Genomic DNA, 23,838 nt, shown 5'->3' with positions numbered 1-23,838 from the left:
GCCTAGGCCGTGCGGGAGGTCAGCCGGCGCACGCCGGCGACCGCGCCGAGTACGGCGGCGCCGGTGCCGAGGGCGATGGCGGCGGGGTGCCGTACCAGGGTCTCCTGCCAGGAGCGGGCGTGGGCGCGTTCGTCGAAGGAGCCGTGGGCGCCCTGGTCCTCGACGCGCTCGGTGTCCACCGGCTCGAAGAGGTTGTCCAGGCCGGCCGGCGGGATCCGGTCGGTCTGCTGGGAGTCGACGCCGGTGCGGGCCAGGTAGCGGTCGAGCAGGGCCGGGACCAGGCGGTTCGCCCAGATGGTGGCCACGGTGGTGGCGCCGACGTAGTACTGCTTGCGGCGCGGGTGGTCGGCCGCGTACACCACGCCCCGCGCGGCGACCTCCGGCTGGTAGATCGGCGGCACCGGCATCGGGTGCCTGGAGAGCCGGGAGCGCACCCATGCGAACTGGGGTGTGTTGACCGCGGGCATCTGGGCGACGGTGACGTGGACGTTGCTGCCGCGGTGCAGCAGTTCGGTGCGCAGGGAGGAGGTGAAGCCGTTGATGGCGTGCTTGGCGCCGCAGTACGCCGACTGCAGCGGGATCGACCGCTCCCCGAGCGCCGAGCCGACCTGCACGATCGTGCCGCGGTCGCGGGGCAGCATGCGCCTGAGGGCAGAGCGGGTGCCGTTGACGAAGCCAAGGTAGGTCACGTCCGTGATCCGGCGGAACTCCTCGGGGGTGATCTCGTCGAAGGGCGCGAACACCGACGAGAAGGCGCAGTTGATCCAGATGTCGATCGGGCCGAACTCCTTCTCGGCGGCGTCGGCGACGGCCTCCACCCGGGCCGCGTCGGCCACGTCGGCCGCCTGCACGAGCGGGCGTCCGCCGAGCGCCGCGACCTCGTCGGCCGCCGCCTCCAGGCCGCCCTCGCCGCGCGCGACCAGCACGACGTTCGCGCCGCGCCGGGCGTACAGGCGGGCGGTGGCCCGGCCGATGCCGGCGCTGGCGCCGGTGATGACGACGGTGGGGGGCATGTTCCTCTCTCCTCCTGCTCCCGACTCCTGCTCCTGACTTCTGATTCCCACCCCTGACCGCCTCCTCAGCTCCGGCGCCGGAGCAGCCGCAGCCCCAGCGCGGCGCCCGCGGGAAGGGCCGCCGCCGCGGCGGCCGTCGCCCAGCGGGCGGTACGGGAGGGTTCGGGCGGGCGGGCGGCCAGGCGTTCCGGGTGGTCGCTGGGCAGGTTGCCGTCCAGGCCCAGCGCGAGGACCTCGGCGAGGTGCAGGGCACGGCGGCCGGTGCCGCCCTCCTCGATCTGGGTGCGGCAGCTGAAGCCGTCGGCGAGGACGAGGCTGTCGGGTGCCGCTCCGCGTACGGCGGGCAGGACGCCCAGTTCGGCGACGGCCATGGACACCTCGTGGTGGCCGCGTTCGAAGCCGAAGTTGCCGGCGAGGCCGCAGCAGCCCTCGTCGAGGACCTCGGCGTCCAGGTGGGCGCGGCGCATCAGCTCGCGGTCGGCGTCGAACTTCATGATGGCGTGCTGGTGGCAGTGGGTCTGCACGGTCGCCTGCCGGGCGAGCTGCGGTGGCCGCCAGTCGTCGGGGGCGTGGTGGACGAGCTGTTCGGCGAAGGTGCGGACCTGTCCGGCCAGCCGCTGCACGTCCTGGTCGGCCGGCATCAGCTCGGGGGCGTCGGCGCGGAAGACGGCCGTGCAGGAGGGTTCGAGGCCGATGACCGGGGTGCCCGCCTCCAGGTAGGGGCGCAGCACGCCCAGGGTGCGGCTCAGCACCTTCTTGGCGACGGGGAGTTGGCCGGTGGAGATCCAGGTCAGCCCGCAGCACACCGGCTCGGTGGGCACGGCCACCCGGAAGCCCGCGCCCTCCAGCACGCGTACGGCCGACTTCGCGATCGAGGGGTGGAAGTAGGTGCTGAAGGTGTCGGGCCACAGCACCACGGTGCGCGGGTCGGCCGGGTCCGGTTCCGGCCGGTCGCGGGACCGCCACCACTGGACGAAGGACTCCTCGGCGAACACGGGTGCCGAGCGGGCCTCGTCGATGCCGGCGAGCCGCTTGCCCAGGCGGGCCAGGCCGGGCGCGTGCAGCGCGGAGTTGACCACGGAGGGGGCGATGCGGGAGAGGCGGGCCCACAGCGGCAGGTAGCCCATGGAGTAGTGGGCCATGGGCCTGATCCGGCCCTCGTAGTGGTGGGCCGTGAACTCCGCCTTGAGGGTGGCCATGTCGACGCCGGTGGGGCAGTCGGACTTGCAGCCCTTGCAGGCCAGGCAGAGATCGAGCGCGTCGCGTACGGCGGTGGAGCGCCAGCCGTCCTTGATCGCGGAGTCGGCGTGTCCGTCGAGCATCTCGAACAGCAGCCGGGCCCGGCCGCGGGTGGAGTGCTCCTCCTCCATGGTGGCCCGGTAGGAGGGGCACATGACGCCGCCGGAGTGGCCCCGGCAGTTGCCGATGCCGACGCAGCGCATCACCGCCCGGTTGAAGGAGTGCTCGTCCTCGGGGAAGTCGAAGTGGGTCGAGGGGGTGGCCGGCCGCCAGGAGGGGCCGAGCCGCAGCTGGCCGTCGACCGGGTTGGGGTGGACGACCTTTCCGGGGTTCATCCGGTTCTTCGGGTCGAAGAGCGCCTTCAGCTCGCCGAAGGCGGTCACCAGCCGCTCGCCGAACATGCGGGTGAGCAGTTCACCACGGGACTGGCCGTCGCCGTGCTCGCCGGACAGGGAGCCGCCGTAGGAGGCGACGAGGTCGGCGGCGCGCTCCACGAAGCGCCGGAAGTGCGCGACACCTTCGGCGGTACGCAGGCCGAACGGGATGCGGGTGTGCACACAGCCCTGGCCGAAGTGGCCGTACAGGGACGGGTGGTCGTAGTCGAACTCGTCGAACAGGTTCTTCAGGTCCCGCAGATAGTCGCCGAGCCGGTCGGGCGGTACGGCGGAGTCCTCCCAGCCCTCCCAGGTCTCACGGTCGTCCGGCGGGCGCGCGGTGACGCCGAGTCCGGCCTCGCGGGCCTTGAGCATCTTCTGCTCGCGTCCGGGGTCGTCGGAGAAGGCGACGGTGCTCTCCTTCTCGTCGCGGCCGATGGCCCGGAGCAGGGCGTGGGCCTGCTCGTCGACGTCTTCCTGGCTGTCGCCGCTGTACTGCACCATCAGCCAGCTGTCGCCCTCGGGCAGCACGTTCAGGGAGTCGAGGTAGGCGCCCTCCTCGCGCATCAGCTCGGCCATCCGGCCGTCCAGTGCCTCCAGCTGGCTGGGCGAGCAGTGCTCCAGCAGCCGGGGTACGTCGTCGCCGGCGGCGCAGATGTCGTCGTAGCCGAGGACGAGCAGCGACTGGTACGGCGGCACCGGCACGAGGTCGAGTTCGGCGCGCAGGACGGTGACCAGGGTGCCCTCGCTGCCGACGAGCGCCCGGGCCACGTCGAAGCCGTTCTCGGGCAGCAGCGAGTCGAGGTTGTAGCCGGAGACGCGGCGCGGGATCTTCGGGTAGCCGCGGCGGATGTCGGCGAGGTACTCGGTGGCGATGCGGTCGAGGCCGGCGTAGATCTCGGCGAGCCGCCCGCCGCCGCTGACGATCCGGTCGCGTTCGTCGGGCGGGGTGGGGCCGACCCAGGCGCGCTGGCCGTCGTAGGTGAGGATCTCCAGGCGCCGGACGTTGTCGACGGTCTTGCCGTAGGCCTGTGCGGAGGCGCCGCAGGAGTTGTTGCCGATCATGCCGCCGAGCGCGCAGTGGCTGTGGGTGGAGGGCTTCGGCCCGAACTGCAGCTTGTGCCCGGCGAGTTGACGGTTGAGCTCGTCGAGCACGATCCCGGGCTCCACCACGCAGGTGCGCCGCTCGGGGTCGACGGAGATCAGCCGGGTGCAGTACTTGCTCCAGTCGAGCACCACGGCGGTGTTGGTCGACTGGCCGGCCAGGCTGGTGCCGCCGCCCCGGGAGAGGACGGGGGCGTCGAAGCGCGCGCACACCGACAGCGCCCGGGCGCCCGCCTCCACCGTGCGGGGCACGACGACGCCCAGGGGGACCTGCCGGTAGTTCGAACCGTCCGTGACGTAGGCGCCGCGGCTGCCGGCGTCGAAGCGCACCTCGCCGTCCACCTCGGCGCGCAGCGCCGCCTCCAGGCCGGACATGTCCGCAGGGGTCATCTGCGCTCCCTTGAGTCGGCGACGTGCTGCCCTGTCCGAGGACCGCCGAGTACCCGGCAATTACTCAGGTAAAACTGAACAGTCTGAGCTGGACAGTTCCGGCTGCCGGTCCTAGGGTGGACGGCATGGCCGACATCTCCGACTCCGCCGCCCGCACCGCGCGCGATCTGCGCGTGGTGTTCAGCCGGTTGCGGCGCCGCATCCGCGAGGTGGCCCAGGACACGGACCTGAGCCCTTCCCAGGAGTCGGCGCTCACCCTGGCCGGCAAGCACGGCGCCGCCACGGCCAGCGCGCTCGCCGCCGCCGAGGGGGTACGCCCGCAGTCCATGGCGGCCACCCTGGCGGCCCTGGAGCAGCACGGTCTGATCCGGCGCACCCCCGACCCGGACGACGGCCGCCGCCAGCTGGTCACCCTGACCGACGCGGGCCGGGCCCGCGTCGAGGGCAACCGGCAGATCCGCGAGGAGTGGCTGGCACGTGCCTTCCAGGACCGCTACACCGAGGAGGAACGGCAGACGGTCCGCAGGGCGCTGGAGCTGCTGGAACGGCTGTCGCAGCAGTGACACCGGCGCTCGCCGGACACACCGGAAGGGCCAACCGCCGCACCCGCCGCCGGTGTCCGCCGTCGCCGCCGGCCGCCGCTGCCACCGCTTTCGCGGCGCGGGAACCGCGGGTGCCGGACCCGCGGCCCCGCACGCTGCGGACCTTGCCGTACCTCGGCGCACCGGGCGCGACCGCCGCCACGCGGCGTCCCCCGCACCGCGCCGACACGGCCGGCTGCAGGCATGGCCGTGTTCACGCTCGCCGGCCCCGCCCCGCGGCCGGCCACGACCTCGCCGGACCGCTCACCCGGCCGGCTCACCACCGCACGGACGACCACCCCCGAAAGGCCTGACCACCCATGGCGCTGACCACGCTCGACCCCCGTACCGCCCTCGTCGCGATCGACCTGCAGCAGGGAATCGTCGGCATGCCCGTCCAGCCGCACGCGGCCGCGGACGTCGTCTCCCGCACCGCCGAACTCGCCGGCGCCTTCCGCTCACGGGGGCTGCCCGTGGTCCTGGTGCGGGTCTCCTTCGCGCCCGACTGGGCCGACGCGGTCCCCGGCCGTACCGAGCACCAGGCACGCGGGCTCGCCTTCCCGGACGGCTGGGACGTCCTCGTCGACGAGCTGTCCGGCCATGACGGCGACATCCACGTCACCAAGCACAACTGGAGCGCCTTCCACGGCACCGACCTGGACGTGCAGCTGCGCCGCCGCGGCATCACCCAGATCGTGCTGACCGGCATCGCCACCAGCATCGGCGTGGAGTCCACCGCCCGCGACGCCTACGCCCACGGCTACCACGTCACCCTCGCCACCGACGCGATGGCCGACGCCGTCCCCGAGGCGCACGCGAACAGCGTCGAGCGGATCTTCCCGCGGCTCGGCGAGCGCGGTACGACCGCCGGGATCCTGGAGCTGCTCGCCAAGACCCCCAACTGACCGGCCGCCCGGCCCTTTTGCGCGGTATCCGCCCGTCCGCGCAGGGGCCGGGTTAGCATGCGGCCACGCGCGCCGTGCCACGGACGCAACGGCCGGCGGACAAGGGGGGCAGGGACGCTGCTGGACGAGGCAGGGAGAACGCCGGCGACCACGACGACACGGAAGGCATGAGGGCGTGCGACAACTGGGGATGGCGGGTGCCTGGGTGCTGGAGCCCCAGGTCTTCCCGGACGAGCGGGGCAGCTTCCACGAGTGGTACCGGCGCGCGGACTTCCGCGAGACCACGGGCTACGACTTCGACCTCGCCCAGGCCAACTGCTCGGTGTCCCGGCGGGGTGTGCTGCGCGGCATCCACTTCGCCGACGTACCGCCCGGTCAGGCCAAGTACGTCACCTGTGTGCGCGGAGCCGTCCTCGACGTGGCGGTGGACATCCGCGTCGGCTCCCCCACCTACGGGCAGTGGGAGGCGGTACGGCTGGACGAAGGGACCCGGCGCGCCACGTTCCTCGCGGAGGGCCTCGGACACGCCTTCATGGCACTCACGGACGACGCCACGGTGGTGTACCTGTGCTCGACCGGGTACACGCCGGAGCGCGAGCACGGGGTGCACCCGCTGGACCCCGCGCTGGGCATCGCCTGGCCCGAGGGGATCGAGCCCGTGTTGTCGGACAAGGACGCCGGGGCGCCGTCGCTGGCCGAGGCGGAGCGGTCCGGGCTGCTGCCCACGCACGCGGACTGCTCCGCCCACTACGAGCGGCTGCGCTCGGGCGGGCTCGGCGGCTGACGGCGCAACAGGTGCCGACGAGCGGCGCGCGAGTCCTCGGCCGGCCTGAAGGACCCTAGGGCCTGTCTGACAATTCGCGTCGTCGCCCGCGGCAGACGGGAATTGTCAGACAGGCCCTAGTCCTCGCCCCGCACGATGTTCTCCTCGCAGGCGGTCCCCCGCTGTGGTGCCGGGCCGCGCTCCAGGATGGCGGGGAGACAGGTCCGCACTCCCCGGCCTCGCCGGCGGCGGGCCTTCGCCCAGCCGGTCTCGGTGTGGGGCAGGGCGGGTTTCTCACTGGGATGCGCGGTCACGTCGTCCCTCTTCCTTCTGCGTTCCTGCGCCGGCCTGGGCCGGTCGGCCGGCCCCGCGCGGGACAGTGTGCGATCCGTGCCTCGGCGGGGCCTGTGTGCGATGTGTGCCTCACCGGGTCCCCGGGGCGCCGCTCCCGCAAACGCGGCCCGTCAGGTCCGGCCGCCGCCTCCGCCGCCGAAGGACCCGCTGGAGCCGGGCGACCAGCGCGGGCGGCGCTGGTCGTCGGCGCGCCTGGAGCGGACGTTGCCGATCTGGTAGGGAGTCAGCCGCTCGCTGTCGCCCCCGGCCCGGGGCAGCTCGTCGGGTTCACGCATCTCGACGGTCTCGTGGACCGGACCGGACGCGGGCATCGCGGGATGCTCGTCGGGTCGTGGCGGGGCCGGTTCGCGCTCGCGCACCTTGAAGCCGAGCCGGAAGGCCCAGATCAGTCCGGCGACGCAGGCGACCCCGGCCAGCAGGATGAGGACGTACCCGAAGACCTGGGCACCGGCTGCTGCTGCATACATGGCGACGTTCATGGGGCGCCGGGTACCCGGCCGAGCGGCGGATACGACCCCCGATGCGAGGCGTGGCGCGCGGGGGGCCGAAGGTGACGCGGAGTAGCGTCACCCGCGATGACGGAACTACCCGAATTGCCGGACACCGACGAGATCGCCGCCCGCTACACGGCACCCGCCCCGCGTCCGGGCCGGGCTCTGCTGCGCTGGATCTCCACCGCCGACCACAAGGTGATCGGCCGGCTCTACATGGTCACGGCGTTCTGCTTCTTCCTGCTCGCCGGGCTGCTCGCTCTGGGGATGCGCGCGGAACTCGCCCGGCCGGGTCTGCAGTTGCTGAGCGAGCACGGCTACGACGAGTTCTTCACGATCCACGGCACGATCATGATGCTGCTGTTCGCGACCCCGATGTTCGCGGGGTTCGCCAACGCCGTGATGCCGCTGCAGATCGGCGCCCCCGACCTGGCCTTCCCCCGGCTGAACGCGCTGTCGTACTGGATGTACCTGTTCGGCGGCCTGATGGTGGTCTCCGGCTTTCTGGTGCCCGGCGGCGCGGCGGCGTTCGGCTGGTTCGCCTACGCGCCGCTGAACAGCGCCTACTACTCCCCCGGCGCGGGCGGCGACCTGTGGGCGATGGGGCTGGTGGTCTCGGGTGTGTCGACGACGCTGACCGCGGTGAACTTCATCGCCACGATCCTGTCGCTGCGCGCGCCGGGCATGACGATGTTCCGGATGCCGATCTTCACCTGGAACGTGCTGTTCACCTCGATCCTGATCCTGCCCGCGTTCCCGGTGCTCGCGGCGGCGCTGCTGGCGCTGGAGGCGGACCGGAAGTTCGGGGCGCACGTCTTCGACGCGGCGAACGGCGGCGCGCTGCTGTGGCAGCACCTGTTCTGGTTCTTCGGGCATCCCGAGGTCTACATCGTGGCGCTGCCGTTCTTCGGGATCGTCTCGGAGATCCTGCCGGTGTTCTCCCGCAAGCCGCTGTTCGGCTATCTGCCGATGATCGGGGCGACGATCGCGATCACCATGCTGTCGGCGGTGGTGTGGGCGCACCACATGTTCGCCACCGGCGCGGTGCTGCTGCCGTTCTTCTCCATCATGTCGTTCCTCATCGCGGTGCCCACGGGCATCAAGTTCTTCGCCTGGATCGGCACGATGACCAACGGCTCGGTGTCGTTCGAGACCCCGATGCTGTGGTCGATGGGCTTCCTGGTGTCGTTCCTGCTCGGCGGGCTGAGCGGGGTGCTGATCGCCTCGCCGCCGCTGGACTTCCATCTGACCGACAGCTACTTCATCGTGGCGCACCTGCACTATGTGCTGTTCGGCACGGTGGTGTTCGCGATGTTCGCCGGGTTCTACTTCTGGTGGCCGAAGTTCACCGGGAAGATGCTGGACGAGCGGCTCGGCAAACTGCACTTCTGGCTGCTGTTCCCGGCGTTCCAGCTGACCTTCCTGGTGCAGCACTGGCTCGGCGAGCAGGGGATGCCGCGCCGGTACGCGGACTATCTGCCGGCGGACGGCTTCACCCTGCTCAACACCCTGTCGTCGGCGGGCGCGTTCCTGCTGGGCGTGTCCACGCTGCCGTTCCTGTACAACGTGTGGCGCACCGCCGCCAAGGGCGAGAAGGTCACCGCGGACGACCCGTGGGGGTGGGGGCGGGGCCTGGAGTGGGCGACGTCGTGTCCGCCGCCCCGGCACAACTTCGTGGCGCTGCCCCGGGTGCGCTCGGAGTCGCCCGCCTTCGACCTGCACCATCCGGAGGTCGGGCAGCCGGCCGGCGAGAAGGAGATCCGGTGAAGGCGGAGGCGGTGCTGTTCGGCGGGGTCGCGCTGTTCTTCGGCGGGTCCGCCGCGCTGTACGGGGTGTGGTCGGGGGAGGAAGCGGGCACGGTCGCGCTGGTCGTCGCGTGCGGGATGGCCGGACTGGTCGCGTTCTTCTGCCTGATCCAGTACCGGCGCCGGGGGACGCGGGCGCAGGACCGCACCGAGGCGGAGGTGGCGGACGCGGCCGGGCCGGTGGCGTTCTTCCCCGACGAGAGTCCGTGGCCGATCGTCACCGCGCTCGGTTTCGCGCTGGCGGCGACCGGCGTGGTGTTCGGGCTGTGGCTGTTCCTCATCGGTCTGGGCGTTCTGGCGCGCGGGGTCTACGGGATGGTGTTCCAGTACGCGCACCGGTGAGCGGCCTGCGCGGGGCTCCCGGCCGGAAGGTCTCCACGGGCTCGTGATCGGTGTCGTAGCCGCCGGTGACGCTCTGCCGGATCTCGCCCGTGGGCACGCCCTCGGCCAGCCGCTCGTTCTCGGCCGCCGTCAGGGCCCGGCACAGCCACCGGGTCACCAGGAAGGCGAGGACCGGTGCCACGATCAGGGCGACGCGCAGCACCCAGGTGATGGCGTTGACGGAGATCCGGAAGGTCTGGGCGATGACGTCGTTGCCGCCGGCCAGCAGCAGCACGCCGTAGAAGACGGTGCCCGCCACGCCGAGCCCGGTGCGGACGGGCCGTTCGCGAGGCCGGTCGCACAGGTGCCGTTCGGCCCACCACTCCCCGGTCAGCCGCTGTTCCACGAAGGGGTAGGCGTACAGCGCGGCGAACAGCAGGCCCGGCAGGACCACGGCGGGGAGCAGGACGTTCCACATGAGGGTGTGTCCCGCGAGGTTCGTCTCCCAGGGCGGGACCAGCCGCAGCGCACCCTCCAGGAAGCCGACGTACCAGTCGGGCTGGGAGGCGGTGGAGACCTGGTCGGGGCGGTAGGGGCCGTAGTTCCAGACCGGGTTGACCTGGGCGGTGCCCGCCAGCAGCACCAGCACGCCGGCGACGATGACTGCCAGGCCGCCGGAGGTGCCGCTGAACTGCGGGAAGAACGGCTTGCCGACGGCGTTGCGCTGGGTGTGCCGCGGGCCGCGCCACTGCGTGTGCTTCAGATGGACCACCAGCATCAGGTGGACGCCGACCAGGGCGAGGAGGGCACCCGGGAGCAGCAGGATGTGCAGCGGATACAGGCGGGTGATGATGTCGTGGGACGGGTACTGGCCGCCGAAGGCCAGGAAGGCCACGTACGTGCCGACGACCGGGAGCGAGAGCATGATGCCCTGGGCGATGCGCAGTCCGGTGCCGGAGAGCAGGTCGTCCGGGAGGGAGTAGCCGGCGAAGCCCTCGGCGAGCGAGATCACGAACAGGGTCAGCCCGATGACCCAGTTCAGCTCGCGGGGCCGGCGGAAGGCGCCGGTGAAGAAGATCCGCAGCAGGTGGACGCCGATCGCGGCGACGAAGACCAGCGCGGCCCAGTGGTGGGTCTGCCGCATCAGCAGTCCGCCGCGTACGTCGAAGCTGATGTGCAGGGTGGAGTCGAAGGCGGCCGACATGCGCACACCGCGCAGCGGCACATAGCGGCCCGCGTAGACGACCTCGCGCATCTCCGGCTGGAAGAACAGGGTCAGCCAGACCCCGGTCAGGATCAGCACCAGCAGGCTGTACAGCGCGAGTTCGCCGAGCAGGAAGGACCAGTGCTCCGGGAACGCCTTGCGCAGCAGCGAGCCGCCCTCGTACACGGGCAGCCGGGCGTCCGCGGCGTCCACGAGCCGCTCGGCGCGGCGCCCCGCACGGCTCATGCGGTCTCCGGCTCCGCCGCCGCCCGGGCCACCTCGGCCTCGACCTCGGGGCGCGGCCGGCCCGTCTCCTCCGCGTACTCGCGCACCGCGGTCTGCGCGTCCCGGGCCAGGTCACGCCAGGCGCGCAGCGCGGTCTCGTAGGTGCCGGACTGGGCGCCGGTCATCCGCCGCTCGGCCGGCGGGCCGTAGGTGTCCCGCAGCTCCTCGACCGTGGCGTGGGCCGCGTCGGCCGCGCGCTGCTTCTGCACGAGTTCCTCGAAGGTGTGTGCCACAGCTATCGACCCTAGGCACCGCATCCGGGATACGCCTCTCCAAGCTCCCGAAACGCACCCGTGTGGCGGTCAGCCACCGGCCACGGGGCCGGGCGCGGCAGCCGGTCGCGGGCGCGGGCGGGATCCGCTGTGCGGGCCACCTCCGGTAAGAAACGGTCGGCCACAGGTGATGCGCGACCGGCCGTGAGGGTCGGCCGGCCGTCTGGACAGGCCCGCCGTAGCGCTCAGACGCGAGTCGGTCAGCCCGGGTACGACACCGACCGTGGCGGTCAGCCCCCGGGGCGCGAGGGCCGCCCTCGTGGTCAGCCACCGGCACGGGGCCCGACCACGCGTTCAGCCACTACACGAGCCGCCGCAGGCGGCCCCGCCGGGCCACCACGTCGGCCGGAGGCCGTCAGTCGCCCGGTACGAGGTCGGCCCAGACCTGTTTGCCGCCGCTGACCGGGACGGTGCCCCAGGCCTCCGACACCGCCTCGACCAGGATGATGCCCCGGCCGCCGGTGGCCTCCCAGCCGATGCTGGCGGGCTTGACGGGGCTGCGCGGGGAGGCGTCGGCGACGGCGAGGCGGAGGCGGTGGTTGACCAGGGTGAGGTCCAGGCGGACCTGGCCGCCGGTGTGCACGAGGGCGTTGGTGACGAGTTCGGAGACCACCAGCAGGGCCGTGTCCAGTGTGTCCTGCGGGACGCCCCAGGTACGCAGCGTGCGCCGGGTGAAGCGGCGGGCGTGCCGCACCGCCTCCGGCACCCGCCACACCGTCCAGCTCTCGCGCAGCGGACGCACGGCCATGCCGTCGTAGCGCATCAGCAGCAGGGCGACGTCGTCGTCGCGGTGCGCGCCGGTGAGCAGCGCGTCGGCGACCAGGCCGAGGTGGGCCGGGTCGGCGGCGGACAGCTCGCGGGCGAGCCGGTCCATGCCGACGTCGATGTCCTCGTCCGGTGACTCGACCAGGCCGTCGGTGGTCAGCGCGATCACCGTGCCGGGCTGCAGCCGCAGCGGGGTCATCGGGAAGTCCGCCTGGGCGAGCACGCCGAGCGGCGGGCCGCCCTCGGCCCGGACGATCTCGGTGGTGCCGTCCGGGTGGCGCAGCACCGGGTGGAGGTGGCCGGCGCGCACGCACCACGCGGTGCCCTGCTCCATGTCGACGTCGACGTAGGCACAGGTGGCGAACAGGTCGGTCTCCATCTCCAGGAGGAGCCGGTTGGCGTGGGCCACGACCACGTCCGGGGTGTGGCCCTCGGCGGCGTAGGCGCGCAGCGCGGTGCGCATCTGGCCCATCAGGGTGGCGGCGCCCGCGTTGTGCCCCTGGACGTCGCCGATGACGAGGGCCACGTGGTTGTCGGCGAGCGGGATCACGTCGTACCAGTCGCCGCCGACCTCCAGCCCGGCCGTGGTGGGCAGGTACCGGGCGACGGCCACCGCGCCGGGCAGCCGGGGCAGGCGGCGCGGCAGCAGGGTGCGCTGGAGCATGCCGACGAGTTCGTGCTCGGCGTCGAAGGCGTGGGCGCGCAGCAGGGCCTGGCCGGTGAGGCCGGCGCAGGCGGTGAGCAGGGCGCGTTCGTCGGGCCCGAAGGCGCGCGGGTGGTCCCAGCCGATCAGGCAGGCGCCGGCCATACGGCCGCCGGCGGGCAGCGGCAGCACCGCGAGGCCCCCGGGGCCCACCTCGGCGAGGGCGGGTTCCAGCTCGGTGCCGGCCGGCCAGATGCGGGCGCGGCCCTCGCGCAGCGCGGCGGCGAGGGTGGGCATGGCGCGCACCGGCGCGTCGGGCCACTCGGTGCGCCACTCGCTGCGCCACACCTCGGGCCAGGCCTCGGGCTGGGGCGGGTCCAGGACGGTGACCACGAGCCGGTCGTTCTCCAGTTCCGCGAGCGCGATCCGGTCGGCCTGCAGCGGCCCGCGCAGGGCGGCGACGACGGCGTTGCCGACGTCCTTGACCGTGCCGGCGGTGGCGAGGGCGGCGGCCAGGCGCTGTACCCGGGCCACGTCGGTGACGTCGGAGCGCAGGGTGGAGGCGTCGGCGACGGTGCCGACGAGCCGGGCGGAGCGGCCCTCGCCGCCGGGCAGCAGCCGGCCGCGCAGCCGCAGCCACCTCGGCGCGCCGGACGGCTGGAGGATGCGGAACTCCAGCTCGCGCTCGCCGATGGACATGTGGTCCGCCTCCACGACCGACATCAGCGCGGGCAGGTCCTCGGGCACGGTGCGCCCGAGCAGGGTCTCCACCCGGCCGTCGAAGGCGTCCCGGGCGAGCCCGAACAGGCGCAGGATCTCGTCGCCGACCTCGACCCGGCCGCTGTCCATGACCAGGCTGAAGGCATCCGGCGACAGCTCGCCGCCCTCGCCGGCGGGCGCCGCCCGGACGGGTACGGCGACGGCGCGGGCGATCACCTCCAGAGTGGCGCGGTCGTCGGAGCCGAAGCCGCCGGGGTGCTCGCTGACGGCCAGCAGACAGCCGCCGCCCGCCGGGCCGAGCGGCACGGCGGCCAGGGAGAAGTCCGGGGACGGGGTGCGCCGTGCCTCGGGACAGCCGGCCAGCTGCTCGGGGCCGAGCCAGAGCGGGCGTCCGGTGCGGTGGGCCTCGGCGGCCGGGGACCCGCCGCCGGCCGGGTAGGCGTCGCGGAGTCCGTACCGGGTGCGGGGCAGGCCCGCGGACTCGGCGAGGAACACCTCGGACGGGTCGTCGCCGGGGAGGTACACGCCGGCGAAGGACGCCCCGGCGAACACCAGCGCGTGTTCCAGGACCCGGTGGAGCCGGTCGGGCGTGTCGGGGGCCGCGGTGAGCGTCTCCAGGGCGGCTTCGGCACGCTCCGGCGCCGTTCGCGTTCCGCTGATCGCAGCGCCCTCACTCACCACGTTCGCCATTACAGCGCGTACGGGCCTTCGGCGCAGCCCCTGTGGACACTCCGGGGCGCGCCCGGTTCGTTCGAGAGCCGCCGAACGCATCTTGACGCATGAGTTCCGCACGGTGTCCTCGTGACAGACGTGACTGTCCGCACCCGCCCGGCTCCTGCGAGTGTCTTTTCCGGTCACACGACGAGGGGCGGGAGGCGCATGGACAAGCGGTACGAGGTGTACGCGCTCGCGGACGGGCACTTCTACGACACGCCCGACCGGCTCCCGGGGGCGGACGGGGCGCCTGCGGCGCTGTTCGCGACGGCGCGTCGCACCGTCCCGGAGGGCTGGCACGCGGCGCGCTCGGGCGACTGGCTGACGCTGACCCCGCTGGACGCCGACGGCGCACCGCTTCCATCGCCGGCGCAGGGCTGGAAGGTGCACTCCTCGGCGACCGCCGCGAAGGCGGAACGGATCGCGGACATCGTGTGGGACTACTGCGTGCCGCGCCGCATCCCGTTCAAGTTCGTGCCCGGACCGCACCTGCTGCACCTGCGCAACGCCAAGTACGCCGGCCGCGACACCAGCGGCAAGTTCGTCACCGTCTACCCGGCGGACGAGGAGCAGCTGGAGCGGGTGCTGCGCGAACTCGGCACGCTGCTGGAGGGCTTCGAGGGGCCTTACATCCTCACCGACCTGCGCTGGCACGACGGTCCGCTCTACGTCCGCTACGGCGCCTTCGCCCGCCGGTACGTCGTCGACGAGCGCGGCTCGCTGGTCCCGGCGGTGGCCGACGGCACGGGGACGCTGGTACCCGACCGGCGGGCGCCGTCCTTCCAGGTGCCCGAGTGGGTGAGCCTCCCGGAGTTCCTGCGGCCGCACCTCGACGCGCGCAACACCACGACGGTCGGCGAGCTGCCGTACCGCATCGAGAAGGCGCTGCACTTCTCCAACGGCGGCGGTGTGTACGTCGGCACCGACACCCGGGACGGGCGCCGGGTGGTGCTGAAGGAGGCCCGGCCGCACGCGGGCCTGGCCGCCGACGGGGCGGACGCGGTGGCCCGGCTGGAACGGGAGAAGGCGGCGCTGGAACGGGTCGCCGGGACCGGTGTGGTGCCCGAGGTCCGGGACTGGTTCACGCTCGGCGAGCACCGGTTCCTGGTCATGGACCACCTGGCGGGCCGCACGCTGAACTCCTTCTTCGCCGAACGGCATCCGCTGCTCATCCCCGACCCCGACCCGGCGAAGGTCGCCGCGTACACGGCGTGGGCGCTGGGGATCAACGCGAAGGTGGAGCGGGCGGTGGCGGCCGTGCACGCGCGCGGGCTGGTCTTCAACGACCTGCACGTCTTCAACATCATGGTCTCCGAGGACGAACAGTCGGTGCATCTCATCGACTTCGAGGCCGCCGCCCCCGCCGAGGCGAACGCCCGGCAGACGGTCGCCCACCCCGGTTTCTTCGCCCCGCCGGACCGCCGCGGCACCGACGTCGACCGCTATGCGCTGGCCTGCCTGCGGCTCGCCCTGTTCCTGCCGGTGACCACGCTGTTCGTGGTCGACCGGGGCAAGGCCGCGCATCTCGCCGAGGTGATCGCCGAGCAGTTCCCGGACGTGCCGCGCGCCTTCCTGGACGAGGCGGTCGCGGAGATCACCCGGAACACGGCCCGCAGTACGTCCCGGCCGCCGGTGGTGCCCGGCGACTGGCCCTACAGCCGGGACTCGATGGTCAAGGCGATCCTGGCCTCCGCCACCCCGGAACGCGACGACCGGCTCTTCCCCGGGGACATCGCCCAGTTCTCGGACGGCGGCGGCCTGGGCCTCGCGCACGGCGCGGCCGGGGTGCTGCACGCCCTCCAGGCGTCCGGGGCCGGCCGTTACGACGAGGGCGAGCGCTGGCTGCTGGCACACACCGCCCCGCCGCCGCCCGGCACCCCGCTCGGCCTGTACGACGGCCTCGCGGGCGTCGCCCTGGTACTCGACCAACTCGGCCACACACAAAGGGCGTTGGAGCTCGTCGACGGCATCCTGCGGGAGAACTGGCGCAGCCTCGCCTCCGACCTGCACGGCGGACTCGCCGGTCTCGGCCTGGTCCTCGGCCGGCTCGCGGAGACCACCGGCGAGCCGGGCCTGCGGCAGCACGCCGCCGAGGCCGCCGACATCCTCGTACGCCGGCTCGCCGAGCCGCTCCCGGACACCCCGCGCCGGCGCGCCGGGCTGCTGCGCGGCGCGACCGGGCCCGCGCTGTTCCTCCTGCGCCGGTACGAGCAGACCGGCGAGGACCGCTTCCTGACCGCGGCGGCCGAGGCGCTCCGCCGTGACCTGGACTGCTGTGTGACCCAGGAGGCGAGCGGCGGCCTGGAGGTGGACGAGGGCTGGCGGACGCTGCCCTACCTCGGTGACGGCAGCGTGGGTATCGGACTGGTCCTCGACGACTACCTGGCGCACGCGGACAGCGGGGAGTTCGAGCGCGCCCGGACCGGCATCCTGACCGCCGCCACCTCCCGCTTCTACGCCCAGCCCGGTCTCTTCCAGGGCCGCGCCGGAATGATCCTGCACCTCGCCCGCAGCACCGCGCCGGGCGCCGGCCGGGACCGGCTGGAGCAGCAGATCGCCGGGCTCGGCTGGTTCGCGATGGACTACCAGGGCCAACTGGCCTTCCCGGGGCACCAGATGATGCGGCTGTCCATGGACCTCGCCACCGGCACGGCGGGCTGCCTGCTCGCGCTCGCCGCGGCCCGCGACGACGCGGGCACCGCACACCTGCCCTTCCTCCCGCCGCCTCCGGCGGCCCGCACACGCGGCTCCGCACCGACGGAGTCGTGACACACAACCCCCGTCCCCGAAAAGGAAAGGACACCATCATGGCACTGCTCGACCTGCAGACCCTTGAGTCCGAGGAGTTCACCCACGGCGGCGCGAGCACCGCGAGCCTGCTCTCCTGCGTCTCCGCCGCGAGCGTTCTGGTCTGTCTCTGACCGGACCGGTGAGTCCACGGCTCCGGACGGCACCGCCCCGTGTGGGCGGGGCCGTCCGGGGCCTCCCCGTTTCCCGCCCGACCGAGCGAGGCCGCAGCCGATGAACTCCCGCCCGGACAGCACCCCTTCGGCCACGGGCCGTGCCTTGTCGCACGCGGTGCTGCGGCAGGGCGGCGCCCGCTGTGCCGCCCTGTGCGCGGTGAGTACGGCGGCCACGGCGGCCGGCCTGCTGCTGCCCGCCGTGCTGGGCCACACCCTGGACCTGCTGCTGGCCCGCGCCCCGGCCGCCCCCTGGGTCGCCGGCTGCGCCGGCCTCGTTCTGCTGCTCGCGCTGCTGGACGGCTGTGCGGGCGTGCTGGCCGGTACCGTCGACGCGCAGGCCACCGCATGGCTGCGCCGGCATCTCACCGGGCACGTCCTGGCGTTGGGCCCGCGCGCGGCGGAGCGGTTCGGCGCCGGGGATCTGGCGGCGCGGCTGGTGGGCAACGCGGCCCAGGCGGGGACGGCGCCGGGTGCGCTGGCCGCCCTGCTCGCCGCGCTCGCCGGACCCGTCGGGGGCGTGGTGGCGCTCGCTGTCATCGACCCCTGGCTGGCGGCCGTGTTCCTCGTCGGGGCGCCGGTCCTGGCCCTGTTGCTGCGCGCCTTCACCCGGGACACCTCGGCGTGCGTGGCCGACTACCAGCGGGTGCAGGGCCGGATCGCCGGCGCGCTGGCGGAGGCGGTCGGCGGATTCCGTACGATCCGGGCCGCGGGCATCGAGGACCGCGAGACCGCCCGGATCCTCACCCCGTTGCCCGAACTGTCACGAGCCGGGCACCGCATGTGGCGGGTGCAGGGGCGGGCCGCGGCGCGGGCCGTCACGGTGGCGCCGCTGCTGAACCTGGGCGTGCTGGCCGTGGCGGGGTTGCTGCTGGCCCGGCACCGCCTGTCGGTGGGCGAGGTGCTGGCCGCCTCCCGGTACGCGGTGCTCGTCACGGGCGTCGGCGCGCTGGTCGGGCAGCTGGCCGCACTCGCGCGGGCCCGCGCGGCGACCGGCCGGCTCGCCGAGGTGCGCGCCGAGCCCGTGCCCGGGCACGGCACACGCCGACTGCCGCCGGGCAACGGCCGGCTGGAGCTGCGGGCGGTCACCGCGCTCCGGGGCGGGCGAACCGTCCTGGACGGCGTCGACCTGACCGTGCCGGGCGGCACCACCCTGGCGGTCGTCGGCCGTTCCGGCGCCGGCAAGTCCCTGCTGGCACAGGTCGCCGGCCGGCTCACCGATCCCGACGCGGGTGAGGTCCTTCTCGACGGCGTGCCGCTGCGCGACCTCGCCCACGCCGAGCTGCGCCGCGCCGTCGCCTACGCCTTCGAGCGCCCCGCCCTGCCGGGCACGACCATCGAGGACACCATCGCCTTCGGGCCGACGCCCGCGACACCCGCCGCCGTCCGCGCCGCCGCCCGGCGCGCGCACGCCGACGACTTCGTACGGCGCCTCCCCGCCGGCTACGCCACCCGCACCGCCGACGCGCCCCGCTCCGGGGGCGAGTCCCAACGCCTCGGCCTGGCCCGCGCCTTCGCCCACGGCGGCCGGCTGCTGATCCTCGACGACGCCCTGTCCAGCCTGGACACGGTCACGGAACACCACATCAGCCGGACCCTGCTGGCCCCCGACCCGTCCCGCACCCGCCTGCTGATCGCCCACCGCGCCACGACCGCGGCCCGCGCGGACCGGGTCGCCTGGCTCGACGCCGGCCGTGTCAGGGCGGTCGGAACCCACCGGGAGCTGTGGCGGGACGCGGAGTACCGGGCGGTGTTCGGCGGCGACGGGGAGGGGGAGGGGGAGGGCGCGACGGGGGCGGAGCCCCCTGCGGCGTGCGGGAACGGGAGCGACGCCGAGAGCCGGACCGGGTCCCGAAGTTGACGAGCAGGCCGGCCCAGGACCGGTAACCGACACACAGACCACACCGGGAGCGGAGTTGGGGAGCAAGGACGGGAAGCGTGAGCCGGCGGGGGTGCCGGGCGGAGGACGCCGGTCCCGGCCGGCCGGCCGGTCCGGTGCCGCGGCCTCGGGAGGGATTTCCGGGCACCGGGCCCGCGCCCGCGTCCGTGCGAGCCGGCTGGTGCGGGATCGGTGGCGGGTGCTGGTCCGGCTCGGCGCGTGGTCCGTGCTGGAGGCGGGGCAGACCTTCGTCGTCGGATACGCCCTCGCGCGGGCCCTGGACGCCGGGTTCCTCACCGGGAACGCCCGGACCGGGCTGCTGTGGCTGGGCGCCGCGGGACTCGCGGTGTGTGCCGGGGCGTACGGGACCGGGCGGGTCTACGGCGTGGTCGCCGAGCTGGTGGAGCCGGCCCGGGACCGGCTGGTGTCGGCGGTGGTGGCGCGCGGGGTGCGGGAGGCGGACACGGGTGCGCTGTCCGGGCTCACCCAGCAGGTGGAGATCGCCCGGGACACGCTCGCCGGTGTGGTGATGGTGACCCGTTCCTTCCTGTTCACCGCCGCCGGCGCCCTGATCGGTCTGTTCTCGCTGGCCCCGCTGCTCCTCACGATCGTCCTGCCGCCGCTGCTCGCCGGGATGGCCCTGTTCGCCGCGACACTCGGGCCCCTGGCCCGCCGGCAGGAGGCGTTCCTCGCCGCCGACGAGGCACTGGCCCAGGAACTGGGCGCGCTGTTCCCGGCGCTGCGGGACGTCACCGCGGCCGGTGCCGAGGAGCGCGCCGCCGACGCCGTCGGGGAACGCACCGACGCGGAACTGCGGGCCGCCCGCGCGCTGGCCCGCTGGAGCGTGGCCCGCGTGGCCGCCCTGGCGGTCGGCGGCGAGCTGCCGGCGGTCCTGCTCCTGGTCACCGCGCCCTGGCTGCTCGGCCGAGGCGTCACCCCCGGCGCCCTGGTCGGCGCGCTCGCCTACGTCACCCAGTCCCTCCTGCCCGCCCTCCACAACCTCGTCCACGGCCTCGGCACCAGCGGCTCCCGCCTGACGGTCGTCCTGCGCAGACTGACCCGGGACGCTCCGCCCCGGGAGGCGCCACCGGACCAGGGGCGCGGGGCTGTGTTCTCCGGCGGCTCCGCCGCGGGGCGCGACCGGCCCGCACCCGCCCTCTCCCTCACCTCGGTCACCTTCGCCTACGGCCCCGCCGGCGATCCCGTCCTGCACGACCTCGACCTCACCCTTGCGGAGGGCGCCCACCTGGCGGTCGTAGGCCCGAGCGGAATCGGCAAGTCGACGCTCACCGCCCTCGTCGCCGGCCTGCTCACCCCGCAGCACGGCACCATCCGGGTGTACGGCCGTCCCGTCCCCGCGCCGCAGGCAGCCGTGCTCATCCCCCAGGAGGCCTACGTCCCCACGGGCACCCTGGCCGAAAACCTCGCCCTCTTCCGCAGCGATCCCGTGCCGGAGGCCGAACTTCTGGCCGCCGCCGAGGCGGTGGGCCTCGCGCCGCTGCTGAGGGCGCTGGGCGGACCCGGTGCCACGGTCGCCCCGGCGGAGCTGTCCGCTGGGGAGCGGCAGCTGATCGCGCTGACCCGGGCCTACCTCTCACCCGCCCCGCTGGCCCTGCTGGACGAGGCGACCTGTCATCTCGACCCGGAGGCGGAGGCGCGGGCCGAACGGGCCTTCGCGGCGCGTCCGGGCGGCACGCTGATCGTCGTCGCGCACCGGATCAGTTCCGCCCTCCGCGCCGAGCGGATCCTCGTCATGGACGGCGCGCGCACCGCCTGCGGCACCCACGGCGAACTCCTGCGCACCTGCGAACTGTACCGGGACCTGGCCGGCGGCTGGACGACGCACCCGGCACCGCTGCCCGGCTAGGGGGGGCCGCCCCGCGCCCTCACACCCACCCCTCCCCCTGCGATATGCGAATCGCGTCGATCCGGTTGCGTGCGCCGGTCTTACGGGTGATCGACGCCATGTAGTTGCGGACGGTGCCGAGGGACAGGTGCAGGCTGCCGGCGATCTCCGCGATGGAGGCACCCGCGGCCGCGAGGGAGAGCACGCTCAGCTCGCGTCTGGTCAGCGGCATCTGGGCCGCCTTGAGGAAGCCGAAGCCCAGCGAGGCATCGATGAAACGTTCCCTCTGGGCGACGGACCGGATGGCCCCCACCAGCCGCTCCGGTGAACCCGCCTTGTCGACGAAGCCGAGCGCACCCGCCTCGGCGGCCCGCTTCAGCAGCCCCGGCCGGTTCGCCTGGGCCAGCACCACGAGCGCCGGCGGTCTGCCGCCGGTGCCGGGCGGGCACAGCTCGCCGAGCGGCGGCATCCCCTGGCCGTCCGCGCGGTCGAGGTCCGCCGCGCACACGTCCGGGCATAAGGACCGCACTCGGGCGGCGGCACCCTGCCACGGCGTGTCGTCCACGACCAGCCCCGGCTCCCGGCGCAGCCACTCCGCCAGGACCGATCGCACCAGACACGCGTCGTGCACCAGAAGTACCCGGATCACTGCCCGCCCCCTCGGCTGTTCGTCCTCTGTCCGTTCCCGTCGCCGTCCGTGCCATGTCCACGGCATGGGACAGCGCGTGCCCATTCTTGGGTGCCGTTACCGTTCGCGGGCGCGTAGATCCGGCCATCGGGGTGCGCGGGGGCGCACGCGAGGCGCCCGTACGCCGCCCGCGCTTCCATCGGTGGGGCATGGAGGCGGGCGAAGCGGGTATGCGGAGGCGTCCACCACAGGGCCGCGGCCCCGGCCGGGGCGTTCGCCGTGCGCGGGGCACCGCCGCGGGGGAATGTTGTCCCCAGGATGCGCGGCACGGCCGTACGAGGAGGTGGTCGGCGTGTCCGACGGGCCGGGCCCGCGACCGGCACCGGCGGCCGACGGGCCACCGGTCGCCCAGCCGGTGCTGTCGCGTGCGCTCGTGTCGATGATGCGCGAGGTGCGCGCGCACTCCGGAGCGGTGTACCTGGTCGGGCCCGACGAGCCGGTCCTCAAGATGGCGGTGATGGCGGGCATGCCCCGCGCCTTCGCGGCGCCCTGGCAGCGGGTCGGGCTGAGCGCGCCGATCCCGGTCGCCGACGCCGCGCGCGAACGGCGGCTGGTGTGGGTGAGCGGCGAGGAGGAGATGGCCCGCCGCTATCCGCGGATCGCGGTGGTGCTGCCGTACCCGTTCGCGCTGGCCGCGCTGCCCGTGGCGACGGCGCGCCGGTTGTACGGCGCGGTGTTCGTGACCTGGCCGGGTGCGCACGCGCCGGAGCTGTCCGACCGGGATCGGGACCGGCTGCGGGCGGCCTGCGACCGGCTGGCGCTGCGGCTGGAGCGGGCCGCGCGGGACGACCGGCCGCTCGAACGCGAGGCCGATGTGATGGCGGAGCCGGTCGCGGGCGTGGCCGACACGCCGGGCTCCGTGGAGGCGGCGCGGATGGTGTCCCGGCTGCCGTACGGGCTGGTGTCGCTGGATCTGCACGGCCGGATCGGGTTCGTGAACACGGCCGCCGCCGAGCTGCTCGGCAGACCGGCCGCGGAACTGCTCGGCACGCTGCCATGGGCGTCGGTGCCCTGGCTGAACGACCCGATGTACGAGGACCGGTACCGGGCGGCGCTGGTCAGCCAGCAGGTGACGTCGTTCGTGGCGCTGCGTCCGCCGGGCGAGTGGCTGTCGTTCCGGATGTATCCGAGCACGACCGGGCTGAGCGTGCGGATCAGCCGGGCCCGGGCGGTGGCGGAGATGGCCCGGGGTGCGGCGCGGGCGGGCGCCTCCCCGTCCCGGCTGGTGACGATCTCCCAGGTGCTGAGCCTCGCGGGCGCGCTGACCGAGGCGGTCGGGGTCCAGGACGTGGTGCAGCTGGTCTGGGACGAGGTGGCGCCGGCCGTGGGCAGCCAGGCGATGCTGGTCCTCGGCTCGCAGGGCGGGCGGCTGCACGTGCTCGGGCATCGCGGGTACGGCGATCCGCACACCGTGGAGCGGTTCCACGGGCTGCCGCTGACCGAGCGGACCCCGGGCACCCAGGCGCTGAACAGCGGGGTGCCCGCGTTCTTCGACTCCCGGGAGCAGCTGGAGCGGCTGTATCCGTGCCGGCACGAGACCCGGGACGGCTTCGCCGCCTGGGCGTATCTGCCGCTGATCGCGTCCGGGCGGCCGGTGGGCACCTGTGTGCTGGCGTACGCCGAGCCGCATGTGTTCCCGGCCGACGAGCGGGCCGTACTGACGTCGCTGGGCGGGCTGATCGCGCAGGCGCTGGAGCGGGCGTTGCTCTACGACGCCAAGCTACGGCTCGCGCACGGGCTCCAGCAGGCCCTGCTGCCGCACTCGCTGGCGCCGCCGCCCGGCATCGAGGCGGCCGCCCGCTATGTGCCGGCCACCCACGGCATGGAGATCGGCGGCGACTTCTACGACCTGGTGCCGACGCTGCCGCTGGCGGCGGCGGTGATCGGGGACGTGCAGGGGCACAACGTGACCGCGGCGGGCCTGATGGGGCAGATCCGCACCGGGGTGCGGGCGTACACCACGGTCGGGCAGGCGCCCCACGAAGTGATGAGCAGCACCAACCGGCTGCTGATCGACCTGGGCAGCGAGCTGTTCGCCAGTTGCCTGTATCTGCGGCTGGACCCGGTGCGCGGGCGGGCGGTCATGGCCCGGGCGGGGCATCCGCCGCCGCTGCTGAGACGGCCGGACGGGCGGGTGCGGGTGCTGGACCTGGCCGGCGGCCCGCTGCTCGGGATCGACGCGGCCGCGGTGTACCCGACGACCGAGGTGTCCCTCGCGCCCGGCTCCGTGCTCGTGCTGTACACCGACGGTCTGGTGGAGGCGCCCGGCATCGACATCGAGGACGCGCTGGTCGGCCTGGGCGGGCTGCTGTCGGAGATCGGCGACCAGCCGCTGGAGCGGCTGGCGGACGAGGTCGTCCGGCACAGCGCGGCGGCGCGGGAGCGGGCCGACGATGTGGCGGTCCTCCTGCTGCGCGCCCGCGAGGACGCCTGACGGACGGGACGGGAAAGGTCCGGCCCTCCCGCCGGAGGGCCGGACCACCCCCGGCCGGCCGGAACCGCGGGTGAGGCCGGCCGGGGAG

Annotated in this window: 18 protein-coding genes; 10 read left to right on the top strand and 8 right to left on the bottom strand. The window is 74.2% G+C overall.

Annotation, left to right across the window (positions count from 1 at the left end):
- Window positions 1–2: 2 nt before the first annotated feature.
- Window positions 3–1,013 carry an SDR family oxidoreductase gene (locus ABT171_RS08245; protein ID WP_351241073.1) on the bottom strand — a complete coding sequence of 337 codons (1,011 nt, stop codon included), beginning with the start codon at window positions 1,011–1,013 and terminating at the stop codon, window positions 3–5.
- Window positions 1,014–1,078: 65 nt separating this feature from the next.
- A complete protein-coding gene (locus ABT171_RS08240) occupies window positions 1,079–4,120 on the bottom strand; it encodes an FAD-linked oxidase C-terminal domain-containing protein (RefSeq protein ID WP_351241071.1) in 3,042 nt (1,013 codons plus the stop codon).
- A gap of 125 nt (window positions 4,121–4,245) precedes the next feature.
- Between ABT171_RS08240 and ABT171_RS08235 the strand changes: the two genes are divergently transcribed.
- The 3 genes from ABT171_RS08235 (at window position 4,246) to rfbC (ending at window position 6,390) form a co-directional block, all read left to right on the top strand.
- Complete coding sequence (locus ABT171_RS08235) at window positions 4,246–4,683, top strand: MarR family winged helix-turn-helix transcriptional regulator (protein ID WP_351241069.1); 438 nt, start codon at window positions 4,246–4,248, stop codon at window positions 4,681–4,683.
- A gap of 338 nt (window positions 4,684–5,021) precedes the next feature.
- The gene (locus ABT171_RS08230) at window positions 5,022–5,606 is read left to right on the top strand and encodes a hydrolase (RefSeq protein ID WP_351241067.1); all 585 of its coding nucleotides are present in this window, start codon (window positions 5,022–5,024) and stop codon (window positions 5,604–5,606) included.
- 175 nt (window positions 5,607–5,781) lie between these two features.
- Window positions 5,782–6,390, top strand: a complete 609-nt coding sequence (gene rfbC, locus ABT171_RS08225) for a dTDP-4-dehydrorhamnose 3,5-epimerase (protein WP_351241065.1) — start codon at window positions 5,782–5,784, stop codon at window positions 6,388–6,390.
- Between the two features lie 116 nt (window positions 6,391–6,506).
- On the opposite strand, the gene ABT171_RS08220 is transcribed toward rfbC, so the two are convergent.
- Window positions 6,507–6,683: a hypothetical protein gene (locus ABT171_RS08220; protein WP_351241063.1), complete on the bottom strand. Its 177-nt coding sequence runs from the start codon at window positions 6,681–6,683 to the stop codon at window positions 6,507–6,509.
- Between the two features lie 150 nt (window positions 6,684–6,833).
- Window positions 6,834–7,202: a DUF6479 family protein gene (locus ABT171_RS08215; RefSeq protein WP_351241061.1), complete on the bottom strand. Its 369-nt coding sequence runs from the start codon at window positions 7,200–7,202 to the stop codon at window positions 6,834–6,836.
- 96 nt (window positions 7,203–7,298) lie between these two features.
- Between ABT171_RS08215 and ctaD the strand changes: the two genes are divergently transcribed.
- Window positions 7,299–8,981 carry an aa3-type cytochrome oxidase subunit I gene (gene ctaD, locus ABT171_RS08210; protein WP_351241059.1) on the top strand — a complete coding sequence of 561 codons (1,683 nt, stop codon included), beginning with the start codon at window positions 7,299–7,301 and terminating at the stop codon, window positions 8,979–8,981.
- Complete coding sequence (gene ctaF, locus ABT171_RS08205) at window positions 8,978–9,361, top strand: aa3-type cytochrome oxidase subunit IV (RefSeq protein WP_351241057.1); 384 nt, start codon at window positions 8,978–8,980, stop codon at window positions 9,359–9,361. The genes ctaD and ctaF overlap by 4 nt, the downstream gene beginning before the upstream one ends.
- On the opposite strand, the gene qcrB is transcribed toward ctaF, so the two are convergent.
- The 3 genes from qcrB to ABT171_RS08190 form a co-directional block, all read right to left on the bottom strand.
- A complete protein-coding gene (gene qcrB, locus ABT171_RS08200; RefSeq protein WP_351241055.1) occupies window positions 9,297–10,790 on the bottom strand; it encodes a cytochrome bc1 complex cytochrome b subunit in 1,494 nt (497 codons plus the stop codon). The two genes, ctaF and qcrB, sit on opposite strands and share 65 nt — an antisense overlap.
- On the bottom strand, window positions 10,787–11,062 hold the full coding sequence (locus ABT171_RS08195; protein WP_351241053.1) for a hypothetical protein: 276 nt from the start codon (window positions 11,060–11,062) through the stop codon (window positions 10,787–10,789). Before ABT171_RS08195 ends, qcrB begins: the two co-directional genes overlap by 4 nt.
- 394 nt (window positions 11,063–11,456) lie before the next feature.
- On the bottom strand, window positions 11,457–13,919 hold the full coding sequence (locus ABT171_RS08190; protein ID WP_351241051.1) for a SpoIIE family protein phosphatase: 2,463 nt from the start codon (window positions 13,917–13,919) through the stop codon (window positions 11,457–11,459).
- A 189-nt stretch (window positions 13,920–14,108) separates the two neighbouring features.
- Here ABT171_RS08190 and lanKC point away from each other — a divergent pair, with 189 nt between their 5' ends.
- From lanKC to ABT171_RS08170, 4 genes are all read left to right on the top strand, one after another.
- Window positions 14,109–16,712, top strand: a complete 2,604-nt coding sequence (lanKC, locus tag ABT171_RS08185) for a class III lanthionine synthetase LanKC (RefSeq protein WP_351241049.1) — start codon at window positions 14,109–14,111, stop codon at window positions 16,710–16,712.
- A 38-nt stretch (window positions 16,713–16,750) separates the two neighbouring features.
- Window positions 16,751–16,864: a SapB/AmfS family lanthipeptide gene (locus tag ABT171_RS08180; RefSeq protein WP_351241047.1), complete on the top strand. Its 114-nt coding sequence runs from the start codon at window positions 16,751–16,753 to the stop codon at window positions 16,862–16,864.
- A 100-nt stretch (window positions 16,865–16,964) separates the two neighbouring features.
- A complete protein-coding gene (locus ABT171_RS08175) occupies window positions 16,965–18,764 on the top strand; it encodes an ABC transporter ATP-binding protein (RefSeq protein ID WP_351241045.1) in 1,800 nt (599 codons plus the stop codon).
- A 199-nt stretch (window positions 18,765–18,963) separates the two neighbouring features.
- Window positions 18,964–20,649 (top strand): ATP-binding cassette domain-containing protein, encoded by a 1,686-nt coding sequence (locus ABT171_RS08170; RefSeq protein WP_351241043.1) that lies wholly within the window; start codon window positions 18,964–18,966, stop codon window positions 20,647–20,649.
- 19 nt (window positions 20,650–20,668) lie between these two features.
- Here the strand turns inward: ABT171_RS08170 and ABT171_RS08165 are convergent, their stop codons facing one another.
- Window positions 20,669–21,277 carry a LuxR C-terminal-related transcriptional regulator gene (locus tag ABT171_RS08165; RefSeq protein WP_351241041.1) on the bottom strand — a complete coding sequence of 203 codons (609 nt, stop codon included), beginning with the start codon at window positions 21,275–21,277 and terminating at the stop codon, window positions 20,669–20,671.
- A gap of 322 nt (window positions 21,278–21,599) precedes the next feature.
- Between ABT171_RS08165 and ABT171_RS08160 the strand changes: the two genes are divergently transcribed.
- Complete coding sequence (locus tag ABT171_RS08160; protein ID WP_351241123.1) at window positions 21,600–23,750, top strand: SpoIIE family protein phosphatase; 2,151 nt, start codon at window positions 21,600–21,602, stop codon at window positions 23,748–23,750.
- The last annotated feature ends 88 nt before the right edge of the window (window positions 23,751–23,838 follow it).

The sequence above is a fragment of the Streptomyces sp. NPDC001851 genome, from assembly GCF_040297165.1.
GTDB lineage: Bacteria > Actinomycetota > Actinomycetes > Streptomycetales > Streptomycetaceae > Streptomyces.
The sequence above is the reverse complement of the archived record's forward strand: the minus strand, read 5'-3'. Positions and strand labels throughout refer to the sequence as shown.